Origin of the sequence: Corallococcus sp. AB038B (assembly GCF_003668955.1) — a bacterium.
Classification (GTDB): domain Bacteria; phylum Myxococcota; class Myxococcia; order Myxococcales; family Myxococcaceae; genus Corallococcus; species Corallococcus exiguus.
Genome location: NZ_RAWO01000002.1, coordinates 588631 through 603688 on the forward strand (window position 1 = coordinate 588631; position 15058 = coordinate 603688).

At 70.0% G+C, this 15058-nt stretch carries 10 protein-coding genes; 6 read left to right on the top strand and 4 right to left on the bottom strand.

Annotated elements, in window-relative coordinates; translation table 11 throughout:
- Nucleotides 1–26: 26 nt before the first annotated feature.
- Complete coding sequence (locus D7Y04_RS13565) at nt 27–2588, top strand: RNA helicase (RefSeq protein ID WP_121759602.1); 2562 nt, start codon at nt 27–29, stop codon at nt 2586–2588.
- A 3-nt stretch (nt 2589–2591) separates the two neighbouring features.
- Here the strand turns inward: D7Y04_RS13565 and D7Y04_RS13570 are convergent, their stop codons facing one another.
- Nucleotides 2592–2885, bottom strand: a complete 294-nt coding sequence (locus D7Y04_RS13570; protein WP_120599136.1) for a LysR family transcriptional regulator — start codon at nt 2883–2885, stop codon at nt 2592–2594.
- A 101-nt stretch (nt 2886–2986) separates the two neighbouring features.
- Between D7Y04_RS13570 and map the strand changes: the two genes are divergently transcribed.
- Together map and D7Y04_RS13580 are read left to right on the top strand one after the other, a co-directional pair.
- Nucleotides 2987–3778: a type I methionyl aminopeptidase gene (gene map, locus D7Y04_RS13575; protein ID WP_120599135.1), complete on the top strand. Its 792-nt coding sequence runs from the start codon at nt 2987–2989 to the stop codon at nt 3776–3778.
- Nucleotides 3779–3823: 45 nt separating this feature from the next.
- Entirely contained in the window at nt 3824–4816 is a 993-nt protein-coding gene (locus tag D7Y04_RS13580) for a YeiH family protein (RefSeq protein ID WP_233601401.1), read from the top strand.
- Between the two features lie 133 nt (nt 4817–4949).
- On the opposite strand, the gene D7Y04_RS13585 is transcribed toward D7Y04_RS13580, so the two are convergent.
- On the bottom strand, nt 4950–5864 hold the full coding sequence (locus D7Y04_RS13585; RefSeq protein ID WP_120599134.1) for a LysR family transcriptional regulator: 915 nt from the start codon (nt 5862–5864) through the stop codon (nt 4950–4952).
- A 133-nt stretch (nt 5865–5997) separates the two neighbouring features.
- Between D7Y04_RS13585 and mltG the strand changes: the two genes are divergently transcribed.
- Together mltG and D7Y04_RS13595 are read left to right on the top strand one after the other, a co-directional pair.
- Nucleotides 5998–7014, top strand: a complete 1017-nt coding sequence (gene mltG, locus D7Y04_RS13590; RefSeq protein WP_121759603.1) for an endolytic transglycosylase MltG — start codon at nt 5998–6000, stop codon at nt 7012–7014.
- A gap of 9 nt (nt 7015–7023) precedes the next feature.
- Complete coding sequence (locus D7Y04_RS13595; RefSeq protein ID WP_121759604.1) at nt 7024–8718, top strand: ATP-binding protein; 1695 nt, start codon at nt 7024–7026, stop codon at nt 8716–8718.
- A 4-nt stretch (nt 8719–8722) separates the two neighbouring features.
- Here the strand turns inward: D7Y04_RS13595 and D7Y04_RS13600 are convergent, their stop codons facing one another.
- Together D7Y04_RS13600 and D7Y04_RS13605 are read right to left on the bottom strand one after the other, a co-directional pair.
- Nucleotides 8723–9688 (bottom strand): hypothetical protein, encoded by a 966-nt coding sequence (locus D7Y04_RS13600; protein WP_199749660.1) that lies wholly within the window; start codon nt 9686–9688, stop codon nt 8723–8725.
- Nucleotides 9689–9834: 146 nt separating this feature from the next.
- Nucleotides 9835–12186: an immune inhibitor A domain-containing protein gene (locus D7Y04_RS13605; protein WP_120596968.1), complete on the bottom strand. Its 2352-nt coding sequence runs from the start codon at nt 12184–12186 to the stop codon at nt 9835–9837.
- 201 nt (nt 12187–12387) lie between these two features.
- On the opposite strand from D7Y04_RS13605, the gene D7Y04_RS13610 reads away from it, so the two are divergent.
- A complete protein-coding gene (locus D7Y04_RS13610) occupies nt 12388–15057 on the top strand; it encodes a phosphoenolpyruvate carboxylase (protein ID WP_120596969.1) in 2670 nt (889 codons plus the stop codon).
- Nucleotide 15058 lies beyond the last annotated feature (1 nt).

The window sequence follows — 15058 nt, forward strand, 5'->3', positions numbered from 1 at the left end:
GGCGGCTCCTCCTAGAGTCGGGCCCGATGAGTGCCTCCGCCGACACCCGCGCCCCGCTCGCCGCCTTGCTGCCGAAGCCCGGCGAGCCCCCTCTCGATGCCGACGAGATCCTCAACCGCTTCGTGGGCTACGTGGCCACGAACGGCCTGAGCCTGTACTCCGCCCAGGAGGAAGCCATCCTGGAGCTCTTGAGCGACAAGCACCTGTTCCTCAAGACGCCCACGGGCTCCGGCAAGTCGCTGGTGGCCATGGCGCTCCACTTCAAGGCCATGGCCGAGGGCAAGGTGTCGTTCTACACGTGCCCCATCAAGGCGCTGGTGAACGAGAAGTTCTTCGCGCTCTCCAAGGCCTTTGGCCCGGAGAACGTGGGCATGCTGACGGGCGACGCGTCCATCAACCGCGAGGCGCCCATCCTCTGCTGCACGGCGGAGATCCTGTCCAACCTCGCGCTGCGTGACGCGTCCGCGCGCGTGGACGCGGTGGTGATGGACGAGTTCCACTACTACTCCGACAAGGAGCGCGGGGTGGCCTGGCAGATCCCGCTGCTGGCGCTGCCCAAGACGCAGTTCCTGCTGATGTCCGCCACGCTGGGCGACACGCACGTCATCGAGCAGAGCCTGGAGAAGCTCTCCGGCCGCGAGGTGGCCACGGTGCGCAGCTCCGAGCGCCCCGTGCCGCTGGACTTCGACTACCGCGAGGTTCCGCTGCACGAGACCATCCAGGACCTCATCGCGCGCGGGAAGTACCCCGTGTACCTGGTGAACTTCACGCAGCGGGCCGCGGCCGAGCAGGCGCAAAATTTGATGTCCGTGGACTTCAACACCAAGGAAGAGAAGGAGGAGATCCGCCAGGCGCTGCTGGACGCCCCCTTCGACACGCCCTACGGCAAGGACTTCCAGCGCTTCCTGCGCCACGGCATCGGCATGCACCACGCGGGCCTGCTGCCCAAGTACCGCCTGCTGGTGGAGAAGCTGGCGCAGCAGGGACTGCTCAAGGTCATCAGCGGCACGGACACGCTGGGCGTGGGCGTGAACATCCCCATCCGCACGGTGCTCTTCACGCAGCTGTTCAAGTTCAACGGCGAGAAGCTGGCGACGTTGAGCGTGCGTGACTTCAAGCAGATCTCCGGCCGCGCGGGCCGCAAGGGCTTCGACACCGAGGGCAGCGTGGTGGCGCAGGCCCCGGAGTACATGGTCGAGAACATCCGCCAGGCGGCGAAGGAGGCCGCGGGCAAGAAGAAGTCGCCCAAGGCGAAGCCGCCGCAGAAGGGGTTCGTGCAGTTCGACAAGAGCACCTTCGAGCGGCTCCAGAACGGGATGCCGGAGCCGCTGGAGTCGCGCTTCGACGTGAGCCACGGCCTGCTGCTCAACCTGCTCCAGAGCGACAAGACGGAGGGCAGCGGCGGCTACAAGCGGCTGGTGCAGTTGGTGATGCGCTCGCACAGCTCCGACTACACGAAGAAGAAGCTGCTGAAGGACGCGGCGATGTACTTCCGCACGCTGCGCGACGCGGGCATCGTGAAGGTGGTGCAGTGGGAGAAGCACTCGGCGACGGTGGAGGTGTCGGAGGACCTGCAGCGCGACTTCAGCCTCAACCACACGCTGTCGCTGTACCTGCACGAGACGCTGGAGTTGTTGGACCCCACGCTGGACACGTACGCGCTGGACGTCGTCACGCTGGTGGAGTCCATCCTGGAGAACCCGGACGTGGTGCTGTACGCGCAGCTGCACCAGCTGAAGGGGGAGAAGATCCAGGAGATGAAGGCGCGGGGCGTGGAGTACGACGACCGCATGGAGGAGCTGGAGAAGCTGGAGTGGCCCAAGCCGAACCGCGAGTTCGTCTACGGCACCTTCAACGCCTTCGCGAAGAAACACCCGTGGGTGGGCGAGGAGAACATCCGCCCCAAGTCCATTGTCCGGGACATGTTCGAGCGCTTCATGTCCTTCCACGACTACGTGCGCGAGTACGGCCTGCAGCGCAGCGAGGGCGTGCTCTTGCGTTACGTGGGTGACGTCTACAAGTCGCTGGTGCAGACGGTGCCGGAGAAGTTCCGCAACGAGGACCTGGACGACATCCTCGACCACCTCCGCGCGACGCTGCGTCAGGTGGACTCCAGCCTCCTGGACGAGTGGGAGCGGATGCGCAACCCGGAGGCCCCCGTCGAAGTGAAGCCGGTGGTGGACCTCAAGCCCAAGGAGCTCACGGAGGACCCCAAGGCCTTCGCCGCGCGCGTGCGCGAGGAGCTGCACCGTTTGTTGCGCGCCCTGGGCCAGCGCCGCTACCTGGACGCGCTGGGCATGCTGGACAACGCGCTGGGCGAGTGGACCGCGCCGAAGCTGGAGCTGGCCATGGCGCCGTACTTCGAGGAGCACAAGCTGGTGGTGCTCACGCCCCAGGCGCGCAAGCCGGCGAACACGCAGCTGAAGGAAGCGGGCACGCGCCAGTGGGAGGCCCAGCAGCGCATCATGGACCCGGAGGGCCATGGGGACTGGGTCATCGACTGTGAGGTTGATTTGCGCGGCCGGCGCATGGACGACGGCCCCATCCTGATGCTGCGCCGGATTGGCGGCATGGCCGCCTGGTCTTGACCGTCAGGTGTGTGGCGGCTTGGAGGCTCCAGAGCCTCCGGCCGCCTCGCGCACGGTGAGGGTAGCGACCTCCACCTCCGCGAGGATGCGGCGCGCGTGGTGGAGCAGGGCCTCTCCGGTGGGCAGCAGGCGCATGCCTTTGGGGACGCGCTCGAAGAGGGGCGTGCCCAGCTCATCCTCCAGGGCGAGGATGTGACGGCTGAGCGGCGGCTGGGTGATGTGCAGCCGGAGCGCGGCCCGGCCCACGTGGCCCTCTTCCGCCACCGCGACGAAGGACTGGAGGTGCGTGATGCTCACGCGCGGGACGTTAGCGCGAGTCGTGCGCGCCGTGCACGCAGGCCGCGTCATGCCAGAACAGCATTGGACGCTCCGGACGGGCGGGTGCCACCTTGCCCGCCATGGGAATTCCTCTCTTCAAGGGCAGTGAAGTGGAGCGGTTGCGGCTCGCGGGCCGTGCAGCGGCGGGCACGTTGGCGCACGTGGCCTCCCGGCTCCAGCCGGGCGTGACGACGGCGGACATCGACGCGTGGGTTCGCGAGGACACGGCGCGGCGGGGTGGGACGCCCAGTCAGCTGGGCTACAAGGGCTTCCCGGCCACGGTGTGCACCAGCCGCAACCACGTGGTGTGCCATGGCATCCCGCGCACGGATGAAGTGCTGAAGCCCGGCGACATCGTCAACGTGGACGTGACGACGCACCTGGACGGCTTCCACGGCGACACGTCCGCCACGTTCATGATTGGCGAGGTCTCCGCGGACGCGAAGCACGTCGTGGACGTGGCTCGGCGTTGCCGGGACGCGGGCGTGTCGGTGGTGCGGCACGGCGCGCGGCTGGGGGACATTGGCGCGGCGGTGATGGCGCTGGCGAAGGCGGAGGGGTGCAGCATCGTGGAGGAGTTCGGGGGCCACGGCATCGGCAGGCAGATGCATGGGGAGCCGCATGTGCCGCACGTGGGCAAGGCGGGCACGGGCATCACGCTGAAATCGGGGATGGTCATCACCATCGAGCCCATGGTGAACCTGGGGCGGCCGGACATCCGGATGATGCCGGACGGGTGGACCGTCGTGACCGCGGACGGCAGCCTGTCCGCCCAGTTCGAGCACACCGTGCTCGTCACCCGCGACGGCTGCGAAGTCCTCACGCCCAACGAGCTGTCCCTGCTCATCTCCGTGAGCCATCCAGAAAACTGATGCCTTATCGCTTCTGACATCTGGTGTCCGGAGGCCGCCCGGCGCATGTCCTGGCGCATGGAAACGCCTCCACCGCTTCCCGTTGTCCATCCCCGGACCTGGACGGCCGGACATGTCCTGGTGCCGTTGTGCACGGCGCTCTGCCTGCTGCCTTCCGTCTCCACCGGCGTGGCCCTGCTCGCGGGGCTGTGCGTGGCGCTGACCGTGGGCAATCCGTTCGCGGGGAAGACGCGGGCGCTGACGCCCAGACTGTTGTCCCTGGCGGTGGTGGGATTGGGCGCGGGCATGGACCTGCGCACGGTGCTCGCGGCGGGGCGTGAGGGGCTGGGCTACACGGTGGTGGGCATCGCGGTGTGCCTGACGCTGGGGGTGGGGCTCGCCCGGCTGCTCGGTGTTCCCCGCGTGACGGGGCTGCTCATCAGCGTGGGCACGGCCATCTGCGGCGGGAGCGCCATCGCGGCGGTGGTTCCGGTGCTGCGGCCCCAGGAGCACGAGACGTCCGTGGCCCTGGGCACGGTGTTCCTGCTCAACGCGGTGGCGCTGTTCGTCTTCCCCGTCGTGGGCCACGCGGTGGGGCTGACGCCGCACCAGTTCGGCTTGTGGTGCGCGATGGCCATTCACGACACCAGCTCCGTGGTGGGCGCGGCGCTGCGCTACGGCCCCGAAGCCCTGGCGGTGGCCACGCCCGTGAAGCTGGCGCGCGCCCTGTGGATCCTCCCGCTGACGGTGGGCCTGGCCGCGTGGCGCCGGCGCGAGGGCCACGAGGTGACGGGCCGGGTGCGCCGGCCGTGGTTCATCGCCGGGTTCCTCGGCGCGGCGGCGGTCGTGACGGTGTTCCCGGGGCTCGCGCCGGTGGGGCAGGGTGTGGCGGCCGTCGCCCGGCAGCTGCTCGTCGTGACGCTGTTCCTGTTGGGGGCGGGGCTGACGCGCGAGACGCTGCGGGCCGTGGGCCTTCGTCCGCTCGCTCAGGCGGTGGCGCTGTGGCTGATCATGGCGGGCCTGTGCCTGGGCGCGCTGAGGCTGGGTTGGGCGGCGTGAGGCGCGGGCTCAGGGCAGCAGCACCGATGGCGTTGCGGGCAGGGGGCGGCGGCCAGGCGGCGTGAGCCTCGGGCTCAGGGCAGCAGCACCGGGGGCGTGGCGCGGGCATGGCGCGGCGGCGTGAGCCTCGGGCTCAGGGCAGCAGCACCGGGGGCGTGGCGCGGGCATGGCGCAGGAAGCGGCCCGCGGCTCCGGACGGATCATCCACGGGCAGGGCCCAGGAGAACGCACGCGGGATGCGCAGCCCCGGCACGGGCAGCACCTGGAACCGGCCCAGGGACAGCTCGCCGTCGATGCTCCAGCGGGATAACAGCGCCACGCCCATACCCAGGGACACGGCCCGTTTGATCGCCTCGGTGCTGCCCAACTGGAGGTCTCCGCGTCGGGGCCCCTTGCGCACGCCCGCCTTGCGCAGGGCTCGGTCCAGCACGGCCCGTGTGCCGGAGCCCTGCTCGCGCCACAGCAGCGGTACCTCCCTCAGTGCTTCCATGGTGCGGATCCGCGACCACTCCGTCGGCCCCTGTGACGAGACCACCGGCACCAGCTCGTCATCCAGGTAGCGCTCCAGCCGGATGCCGGGCGCCCGCGCGTGCCCCTCCACCAGCCCGAGCGGCACCCGGCCCTCCGACAACCACGTCAGCACCTCGCGCGTATTGCCCACTTCCAGACGAACCTGGAGCTCACGGTGCGTGCGCAGGAAGGACGCCAGCAGGCCGGGCACGATGGCATTGGCGACGGTGGTGCTCGCCGCCAGCGCCAGCTCTCCGGTGAGGGTCTCCTCGGCCGCGATGGCGAGCGCCGCCTCGTCCAGCAGGCCATGGATGCGCTGGGCGTAGTCGAAGAGCACACGCCCCGCCGCGTTCAGCCGCACCCCGCGCGCGGTTCGCACGAGGAGCGGTTGGCCGCAGTCCGCCTCCAGTTGCCGGACCTGCGCGGTGACGGCGGGCTGCGACAGGTGGAGCAGGCGGGAGGCGGCGGAGATCTGCCCCGTCGAGGCGACGACGCGGAAGGTTTCGAGCCGGCGGGGGTCGACGAACAAGGGCTTCATCCTAGACGAGGCGCGGGGGGAGGGGCGCCTTCATCGCTGGGTGTTGAGAAGGGGGCGCTTGCGTCCGCCTGCCCGGCAGGGCGCCCGGTGGTTCTCGTTGGAAGCGTCAGGGCCTTTGATAGGTTGCCGCCCCATGAAGAAGATCCTGGTCGCGCTCCTCGTGCTCATCGTCCTGGCGGTCGCGGGTGCAGGCGGCGTGTTCATGCACTTCCAGAACGCCACCACCGCGCCGCACGCAGCAGCGGATCCGGCTCCCAAGGAGTTCGTGGTGAAGAAGGGCGCGTCCGCGCGCTCTCTGGGCCAGCAGCTCCAGGCCCAGGGCTTCCTGGAGAATCCCGCCGTGTGGCGCTTCCACCTGTGGCGCCGGGGCAGCCTCAACGTGAAGGCGGGCCGCTTCATGCTGAGCCCCACCGCCTCCGTGGCGGAGCTGGCCAACGCCCTGGAAGGCCAGCCGCTGCCGGAGGACGTGCCCTTCGCGATGATCGAAGGCTGGCGCCTGCGCGACACCGATCAGGTGCTCGCCGCCCAGGGCCTGATCAAACCGGGCGAGTACATCGCCGCGGCCAGCCGCACGAGCAACTTCAACGCGCCGTTCCCCATGCCCGTGCGCAGCCTGGAGGGCTACCTCTACCCGGAGACGTACGGGATCATCGCGGACAACTTCAAGGTGGAGGCGTTCATCCAGCGGCAGATCGACACCTTCCGCGCCCGCTTCTACGACGAGCACAAGGACGAGATCGGCAAGAGCGGCCGGTCGCTGCACGACATCGTCGTGATGGCCTCCATGCTGGAGCGCGAGGAGCCGGTGCCGTCCCAGCGCGCGCTCGTCGCGGGCATCCTCTGGAAGCGCGTGGACAAGGGCTTCCCGCTGGGCGTGGACGCCACCAGCCGCTACGAGCTGGCGGAGTGGAACGACCGCAAGGCGTTCCTCAAGCGGCTGCGGGACAACTCGGATCCGTGGAACTCGCGCACCCGCGCGGGCCTGCCGCCGGGCCCCATTGGCGCGCCCACGGTGGACTCGCTGCTCGCCGCGCTGCGGCCGGTGAAGAGCGACTTCTGGTACTACCTGCATGACGCGCAGAAGGTCCTGCACCCGTCGCGCAACGCGCAGGAGCACGAAGCGCTTCGAGCCAAGTACAACGTGTACTGAGGCACCGCGATGACGTCCCCCCTCCTGGACCCGAGCCGCGTCTCCACGCCTCCCGCCGGTGCCGAGGTCGCCCTGCGCGAGGAGGTGGCCCAACTGCGCCAGGAAGCCGAGCGGCTCCGCCGGCTGCTGGAGACCGCGGCGCAGGTCATCTGGTCGACGAACCCCGCCAGGGATGCGCTGGCGCCCATTTCTCCATCGTGGACGGCCTTCACCGGCCAGGCGCCGGAGCAGATGCGCAACCAGGGGTGGCTCCTCGCCCTGCACCCGGATGACCGGGCCGGGGCCCTGGCGGCGTGGGAGCGGGCCAGGGCGGGGACGCAGCCCTTCGTCACTCGCTACCGGCTGCGCCGCGTGGACGGGGCTTACGTGTGGATGCTCGCGCGGGGCATGCCCGTGCTGGGGCCGGATGGCTCCGTGCACGAATGGGTGGGCACCTGCATCGACATCCAGGCGCAGGTCCTGGGCGAAGAGCGCGCCGCGTTCCTGGCGCGGGCCAGCGAGTTGTTCGCGTCGTCGCTGGACGCCTCCGCCACGCTGGCGTCGCTGGCGAACCTGTCGGTGTCGGCGCTCGCGGACTGGTGCATCGTGGACGTGCTGCATTCGGACGGCCACTTCGAGCGCGTCCAGGTGGTGTCGGCGGATCCCTCCCAGGCGCCGCTCGCGGCCACCGTGCAGCGGCTGACGCCGGTGCCCCAGGACCGGCCCGTCTATCCTCCCGCGGTGGCGCTGGCGACCGGCCGGTCCACCCTGGTGCCGGAGGTCACGGACGCGGTGATGCAGTCCGTGGCGCAGGACGCGGACCACCTGGAGACGATGCGGCGGGTGGGCATCCGTTCGCTGCTCACCGTGCCAATCATGGCCCGGGGCCACATCCTGGGCGCGCTGTCCTTCCTGATCACCACCTCCAGCCGCCGGTATCACGACGAGGACCTGCGGTTCGCCCAGGAGCTGGCGAACCTGGCCGGGCTCGCGGTGGACAACGCGCGGCTGCTCCACGGCGCGCGCGAGGCCATCCGCCTGCGCGACGAGTTCCTCTCCGTCGCGAGCCACGAGCTGAAGACGCCGCTGACGCCGCTGAGCCTGAAGCTCCAGGCGCTGTCGCGCGCGGTGAAGTCGCATCCGGACTCGCCGCTCGTGCCGGTCATCGAGGCCCACGTGGAGACGGGGCACCGCCAGGTCCGCCGGCTCACGGAGCTGATGAACGACCTGCTGGACGTGTCGCGCATCAGCGCCGGCACCTTCCGCCTGCAGCGCGAGGAGGTGGACGTCGCGGAGGTGGTGCGCGAGGTGGCCGCGACGTTCGCGCCCCGGTTCGTCCTGGAGCACTGCGAGTTCCAGGTGGAAGCCCCGGAGTCGGTGCGCGGCTGCTTCGACCGGACACGGCTGGCGCAGGTGTTGGATCACCTGCTGGACAACGCCCTCAAGTACGGCCCCGGGACGCCGGTGTCCGTGCGGCTCGTGGCGGATGGGCCCGTGGCGCGGCTCACGGTGCGCGACGGAGGCATCGGCATCTCGCCAGAGCAGCGGCCCCGCCTCTTCGAGCGCTACGGCCGCGCGGTGTCCGAACGCCACTATGGCGGCCTGGGATTGGGGCTCTACCTCACCCGCACCATCGTGGAAGCCGAGGGCGGGCGCGTGTCCCTGGACAGCTGCCTGGGCGAGGGCGCGACGGTCACGGTGGAGCTGCCGCTCACGCGCTCCTGAGACGCTACGGCGCGCCTGTGCCGGGCGACTGGGGAGATGTCTGGAACATGCCCGCGAGGATGCGCTCGGCCGCGTCCGCGAGCAGATCCCTGGCCATGCGCGTCTCCTCGCCGAAGATGCCGCGTGACGTGTTCGCGTCCAGCACGTGCGTGGCGAGCAGCGCGAACGCCGCGGGCTCGTCGAACGTCGCCTCCGAGGTGAGCACGCGCTTGCCGGGCTGTTGATCCTCTTCGTGGAAGCGCCCCTCCCACGTGTCGCCCAGCGTGATGGAGAAGTACTGCGCGGCCACGTTGCCGGGCCGCGACATGTGCGAGGCGGCCACCACGGCGCGCAGCTGGCCGCGCTCCTCTTCGGTCATCTGGCGTTTCCACGCTTCGACCGAGGCGTGCATGGTGTCGATCTGATCCCTCGCCGCGTCCTCGGCGTTCTTCAGGAGGTCCGGCACCTGGGCGTGGATGAACGCGGAGAGATCCGACTGAGTCACCCGGCTCGCCGCGAGCACGGCGTCCACGAGCGAGAGCGACGCGTCGAGCAGACGGTGCTGCCTCGCCAGGGCTTCGTCTGGAAGACCCCGGCCATCCAGGCTCATTCGCGAGGCGGTGATGAGCCGTCGCATCGTGGTGAGCCGCGTGCGCGTCTCTTCATCGAGCACGTCCTTGCTGGCGAGCAGGACGTGGAGCGCGAGGGGCACGTGGGTGACGGCCTTGTACTCGTGGTAGTGGCGCGTGCGCGCGGGCGCCTCGAAGCGCTGGCCGCCTTTGCGCAGGATGAGCACGTCGTCGATCTGCGCGATGACGGGCCCCATGCGGGACAGCACGGCCTCACGGCGCGCGGCGTACGCGTCGCGGAACGCCTGGTTGAGCACGGAGAGCGGATCCGCGGACTCCAGCGCCACGGTTCGCGCGACTTCGGAGGGCGGCTCGGGAGGAGGGGAAGGGGAGGAGGGCGCTCCCACGGGGCACTCGGCCATGGCGGGCACCGTAGCGTCCCCCGCGCGTCCGTCATCCCCGGCCGCGCCCCGGGTGTCCGGATTCCTTCAACCCGAAAAGCGAAAGGCCGGCCCCGCATCGAAGCGGGACCGGCCTTCACTGCTCAGCGGTGACGACGGTCAGCGGCTCAGTCGACCGGGCGCACCTGGACTTCCATCACGGTCTGGGCCGGGTTCGTCGACAGCACCTCGATGATGGTGCCCGTCTTCGGAACCTTCACGCCGCCGTACGGCTGCGTGGCGTACCAGAACTCGTTCGTGTCGTTGAACACCGGCACCGCGGGCTGCGAGGCGTACTCGTTGCGCGGGAAGCCGTTGGGCTTGAGCGACAGCGGGAAGCTGGGCTCCAGACCGAAAGTCGCGTCGTGCGTCTGCACGCGGCCGGACCAGTAGCGGCCGTCGCTGCGCTGCAGGGGCTGCGGGCGCGAGTCGATGGGCAGGATGCGGCCCGAACCCGGGTGCTGAGACACGTTGTTGTTCGACTGCGACGTGTCCCAGTAGGTGATCAGCAGGCCGGGGTTGTACGAGTAGCGCTCCGCCCAATCCACCAGGCCATCCGAGCTGAAGCCGAAGTTGTAGGGACCCGTGGCCAGACCCTCGTCGTAGCCGCGGAACTGGCGCCACTCGGCCAGGTAGTAGTTGTCGTAGAGGGTGTTGGTGCCGTCCGTCACGAAGAACGTCGACTTGTCCCACCACTTGTGGCCCCACTCGCCGTCGTCACCAAAGACGTAGGTGTTCTTCGCCCACAGCTGGACGTAGTCCACCAGGAAGCCCTTGTTGAACTCCGCCGCGTCCGTCTTGTAGCGGATCTTCAGCGTGACGCTCTTGCCCGCGTAGGCGGACAGGTCGAACTCCAGGGGAATCCAACCACCGGACGTGCCGGTGATGCCGTTGCCCAGGTTGTTGCCCCACGGGTTCGTGGTGCGGCTCACCGGGCTGGCCAGGTTGGTGAACGGGCCACCGTCCACGGAGAGGGCGACGTAGGCGTAGTCCCAGTCCTCCTCGATGTCGAACCAGGTCTGGAAGGAGAAGGTGATGGGCTTCTTGTTCGGCAGCTTCACCGTCTTCTCGAGCACGCGGTCCAGGTTGTTGCCCTGGCCGCCCTGCCACATGCCCTGGCCCTCGAACGGGGCGGTGGTGGGCTGCACCACGGGCTTGCCGGGCAGCTTCACCACGAGCGCCTGCTTCGCGTTCTGGGACGTGACCTCCGCGGGGCCCAGGTTGTGGTACGAGTACAGGCCCGCGTCCGTGGTGGCGTAGTCCAGCCAGCCCAGCTGCAGCTTGTCCCAGGCGAAGAAGTCACCCGGACGGCTGCCGATGTCCTTGGTGCCGTCGTTCAGGTACGAGCCGGACGACATGATGGTCCAGAAGCCCGTCCCGTTGTCCGCCGCGTTCGTCGTGTCGTAATGGTCCGGCAGGCCCAGGTCGTGGCCGTACTCGTGCGCGAACACGCCGAGTCCGCCGTTCTCCGGCTGGATGGTGTAGTCGCCCACCCACTTGTCGATGCCCGTCCCGAAGCGCGTGCCGCCATTCTGGTTGTACGCGGGGCCGATGCCGTCCGCGCTCGTGCCGTTGCTGTACGCGAACCAGCGGTGGCTCCACACGGCGTTGGTGCCCTGCGCGCCGCCGCCGACTTCCTCACCCATGCCGGCGTGGACGATCTGGAAGTGGTCGATGTAGCCGTCCGGCTCGTCGAAGTTGCCGTCGCCGTCGTAGTCGTACCGGTCCCACGTGTCGAACGTGTCCAGGTACGCCTTGACCTCCGCGGGCGTCTTGCCAGCGGCCAGCTGGGCGTTGGTCCACGCCTTGATGGCGTCGCTGACGAGCGGCCAGATGGAGTTGGAGCAGCTGGAGCTGCCGCAAAGGTTGTTGCCGTAGCGGGCGGCGTTGTACGGCACCTTCACCCACTCGGACACCGTGCCGGACACGGTGTAGCGGCCGGAGGACGCGGCCTTGTAGAAGTTCGCCACCGAGTCAGCGCCCGGCGTCGTGTCGAAGTAGAGCTTTTCGAAGTGCTCGCGGTTGTAGTCCGGCTGCCAGATGGTGGTGTTGTCCACCGTGCGGTCCGGGCCCGGAATCGCGTTGTGCAGCGGGCCGGGGATGTTGCCGCCCGGGTTGGTGGCGGGGTTGCCGAACACCGGGTGGATCTGCGTGCCGTACTCCACCAGGATGACGAAGATGCGGTCCGTGCGCTGCAGCTCCAGCTCCACGAACTTGCCGTTGGCCAGCTTCTGCACGCGGCCCGGCTGACCACGACCCTCCAGGCGCTGCTGCAGCGCCTGGGCCTTGAGCTCCTTCTGCTGCTCACCCAGACGGTGGGGCAGGTCGTCCGTGATGTCCTGGACAACCGCCTGGCGCAGCTTGGTGGACGGCGCGGCGACATCGGGTTGCGGCTTCTCGTACCACGCGCGCTCCGCGTACGCCGACGGCGCCGCGAGCGTCAGCAGGCCCAGGGCCAGCCAAGATGGGTTTTTCCGCATTGCCACTCCTTTGGGTCAGGTCAGACATCCCGGCGGGGTCCGGGAGTGCCCACTTTCTAGTGGAAGGCCTGACCGTTTGGGAAGACCGGGAGGTTGAATTTTTCCTGCAAGGACGGAGTGGGTCATCCGTCGGCTGGCGGTCGAAAATTCGAGAATGGGTAGGGGCGGTGGGGGGCCAAAGGACTACGGTTCCGGTCCGTTATGGCGCGTTCACGTCCCGTGGATCCCCCGCTGCGGCGGGATGTCCGGCTCTTGGGCCGGTTGTTGGGTGAGGTGTTGGTGGAACAGGAGGGGCAGGCCCTGTTCGACAAGGAGGAGGAGGTCCGCCACCTGGCCATCCAGCGGCGGCGGGGCCCGGTGGCCGGACGACGCGCCGCGGCGGCGGAGCTGGCGGCGGTGTTGCGGCGGCTGCCGTCGGAACAGGTGGAGCCGGTGCTGCGCTCCTTCTCCGTCTACTTCCAGCTGGTCAACCTTGCTGAGCAGCACCACCGCATCCGCCGCGCGCGGGCCCACGCGAGCCCCACCTCCACCCGGCCCCAGAAGGGGTCGCTGGAGTCGACGCTGCTGGCGCTGAAGGCCGCGGGCGTCAGCGCCGACAAGGTGCGTGAAACGCTGGGGACGCTGAAGGTGACGCTGACGTTCACCGCGCACCCGACCCAGGCGGTGCGCCGCACGCTCTTGGAGAAGCTCTACCGGCTGGCGCAGCTGTTGGAGGAGCGCGACCGGTGCACGCTCACCCCGCGCGAGTCCGCCGCGAACCTCACCGCCATGCGCGAGGAGATCACGGCGCTGTGGCAGACGGACGAGCTGCGCCGAGAGCGCCCCACCGTGGGCGACGAGGTGAAGAACGTCCACTGGTACGTGGAGGAGATGCTGTCGGAGCCGGTGGCCCGCCTGCCGGAGGCGCTGGACTGGGCCTTCGAGCGTGCCTACGGCGAGCCCCTGGGCGCGCTGGACACGCCCGTGCGCGTGCACTCGTGGGTGGGCGGCGACATGGACGGCAACCCGCTGGTGACTCCGGAGGTGTTCGCGGACACGCTGCGCGCGCACCGCGCCCGGGGCCTGCGGTTGCTCCTGCGAGACGTGGAGCTGCTGGGCGGGATGCTGTCCCAGTCGGAGCGGCACGCGCGCCCCACGCAGGAGTTGGAGCGCTCGCTGGAGGAGGACGCGAAGGCGCTGCCGGACGTGGCGAAGCAGCAGGGCCCGCGCACGCTGGGCGAGCCGTGGCGCCGCAAGCTGCGCTTCATGGAGGAGCGGCTTTCCTTGGCGCTGGAGCACGTGCTGGCGCGGCGGCAGGGGCGGGAGTCCACGCTGCCGGCCGAAGCCTACCGCTCGCCGGAGGCGCTGGGGGATGACCTGGCGGTGCTGGAGCGGTCGCTCTTCGCGGCGCGCGCGGAGCACGCGGGCCTGCGCGAGGTGCGCCGCATGTCCGAGCGCGTCCGCGCGCTGGGCCTGGGCCTGGGCGAGTTGGAGGTGCGCGCCCCCGCGGAGGACGCGGTGAGCGCGGCGGCGTCCTTCAACGGCGGACCGGCTCCCACCGAAGGCGGCAAGCGGCTGCTGGAGGTGCTGGCGAAGCTGCGCGAGGGCCAGGACGAGGGCGGCGAGTCCGTGTGTCGCACGCTCATCCTCTCCATGGCCTCCACCGCGGACGACGTGCTGGCGGCCTTCCAGTGCCTGAAGCACGCGGGGCTCTGGGACCCGAAGCTCCAGTGCGCCACCGTGGACGTGGCGCCCCTCTTCGAGCAGCTGGGCGCGCTGGACGGAGGCCCGGACGTGCTGCGCCAGCTCTTCGCGCATCCGGAGTACCGCCAGCACCTGAAGGGCCGTGGGGTGCAGGAGGTGATGGTGGGCTACAGCGACTCCGGCAAGGAGGTGGGCCTGCTCGCCGCGAGCGCCGCGCTGTACCGCGCCCAGGTGGCGCTCACGCAGGTGGCGGACGAGAACGACGTGCCCCTGCGCCTGTTCCACGGCCGAGGGGAGACGGTGGCGCGCGGCGGCGGCCCCGCCCAGACGGCCATCCTCGCGCTGCCGCCGGGCACGGTGGCCGGCGCCTACAAGGCCACCGAACAGGGCGAGGCGATGGACCACAAGTACGCGCGCCCGGAGCTCACCCAGCGCACGCTGGAGCTGGTGGTGGGCGGCGTGCTGCTGCACACGCTGGACGCGCAGCCGCGCCCCTCCCCGGAAGACGAGTCCGCCTTCCGCGCCGCCTTCGACGCGCTGGCGGAGTCCGGCCGCAAGGCGTACCGCGGGCTCGTCTGGGAGGACCCGGGCTTCGTGGAGTTCTTCATGAAGGGCACGCCGGTGGACGAGATTTCCGCGCTGCCCATCGGCTCGCGCCCCAGCAAGCGCAAGGCGGGCGGGCTGGACACGCTGCGCGCCATCCCCTGGAGCTTCGCGTGGACGCAGACGCGCGCCATCCTCCCGGCCTGGTACGGCGTGGGCAGCGCGCTGGAGGAGTACGCGGCCACGCCGGAGGGCGCGGCGCTCCTGCAGCGCATGTACAAGGAGTGGCCCTTCTTCCGCACGGTCATCGACAACGTGACCATGGTGCTGGCCAAGACGGACATGGCCATCGCGGCGCGGTACGCGAAGCTGGCGCCCGCGTCCACGCGGCCCCTGTGGCTGCGCATCCAGCAGGAGCACTCCCGCACGCGCCGCGCGGTGAAGTCGCTCACGGGCGAGGCGAAGCTGCTGGACAACAACCCGCAGCTGCAGCGGAGCATCGCGCTGCGCAACCCCTACGTGGACCCCATGTCCTTCCTCCAGGTGGAGCTGCTCAAGCGCAAGCGGGACGGGGACGCGGAGTGCGACCGGCCGCTCCTCCTGGCGCTCAACGGCATCGCTGCGGGCATGCGGAACACCGGTTAGA

Coding starts and splice junctions, on each gene's coding strand:
- D7Y04_RS13565 (WP_121759602.1), top strand. CDS start 27: ATGAGTGCCTCCGCCGACACCCGCGCCCCGCTCGCCGCCTTGCTGCCG.
- map (WP_120599135.1), top strand. CDS start 2,987: ATGGGAATTCCTCTCTTCAAGGGCAGTGAAGTGGAGCGGTTGCGGCTC.
- D7Y04_RS13580 (WP_233601401.1), top strand. CDS start 3,824: ATGTCCTGGCGCATGGAAACGCCTCCACCGCTTCCCGTTGTCCATCCC.
- D7Y04_RS13585 (WP_120599134.1), bottom strand. CDS start 5,864: ATGAAGCCCTTGTTCGTCGACCCCCGCCGGCTCGAAACCTTCCGCGTC.
- mltG (WP_121759603.1), top strand. CDS start 5,998: ATGAAGAAGATCCTGGTCGCGCTCCTCGTGCTCATCGTCCTGGCGGTC.
- D7Y04_RS13595 (WP_121759604.1), top strand. CDS start 7,024: ATGACGTCCCCCCTCCTGGACCCGAGCCGCGTCTCCACGCCTCCCGCC.
- D7Y04_RS13600 (WP_199749660.1), bottom strand. CDS start 9,688: ATGGCCGAGTGCCCCGTGGGAGCGCCCTCCTCCCCTTCCCCTCCTCCC.
- D7Y04_RS13605 (WP_120596968.1), bottom strand. CDS start 12,186: ATGCGGAAAAACCCATCTTGGCTGGCCCTGGGCCTGCTGACGCTCGCG.
- D7Y04_RS13610 (WP_120596969.1), top strand. CDS start 12,388: ATGGCGCGTTCACGTCCCGTGGATCCCCCGCTGCGGCGGGATGTCCGG.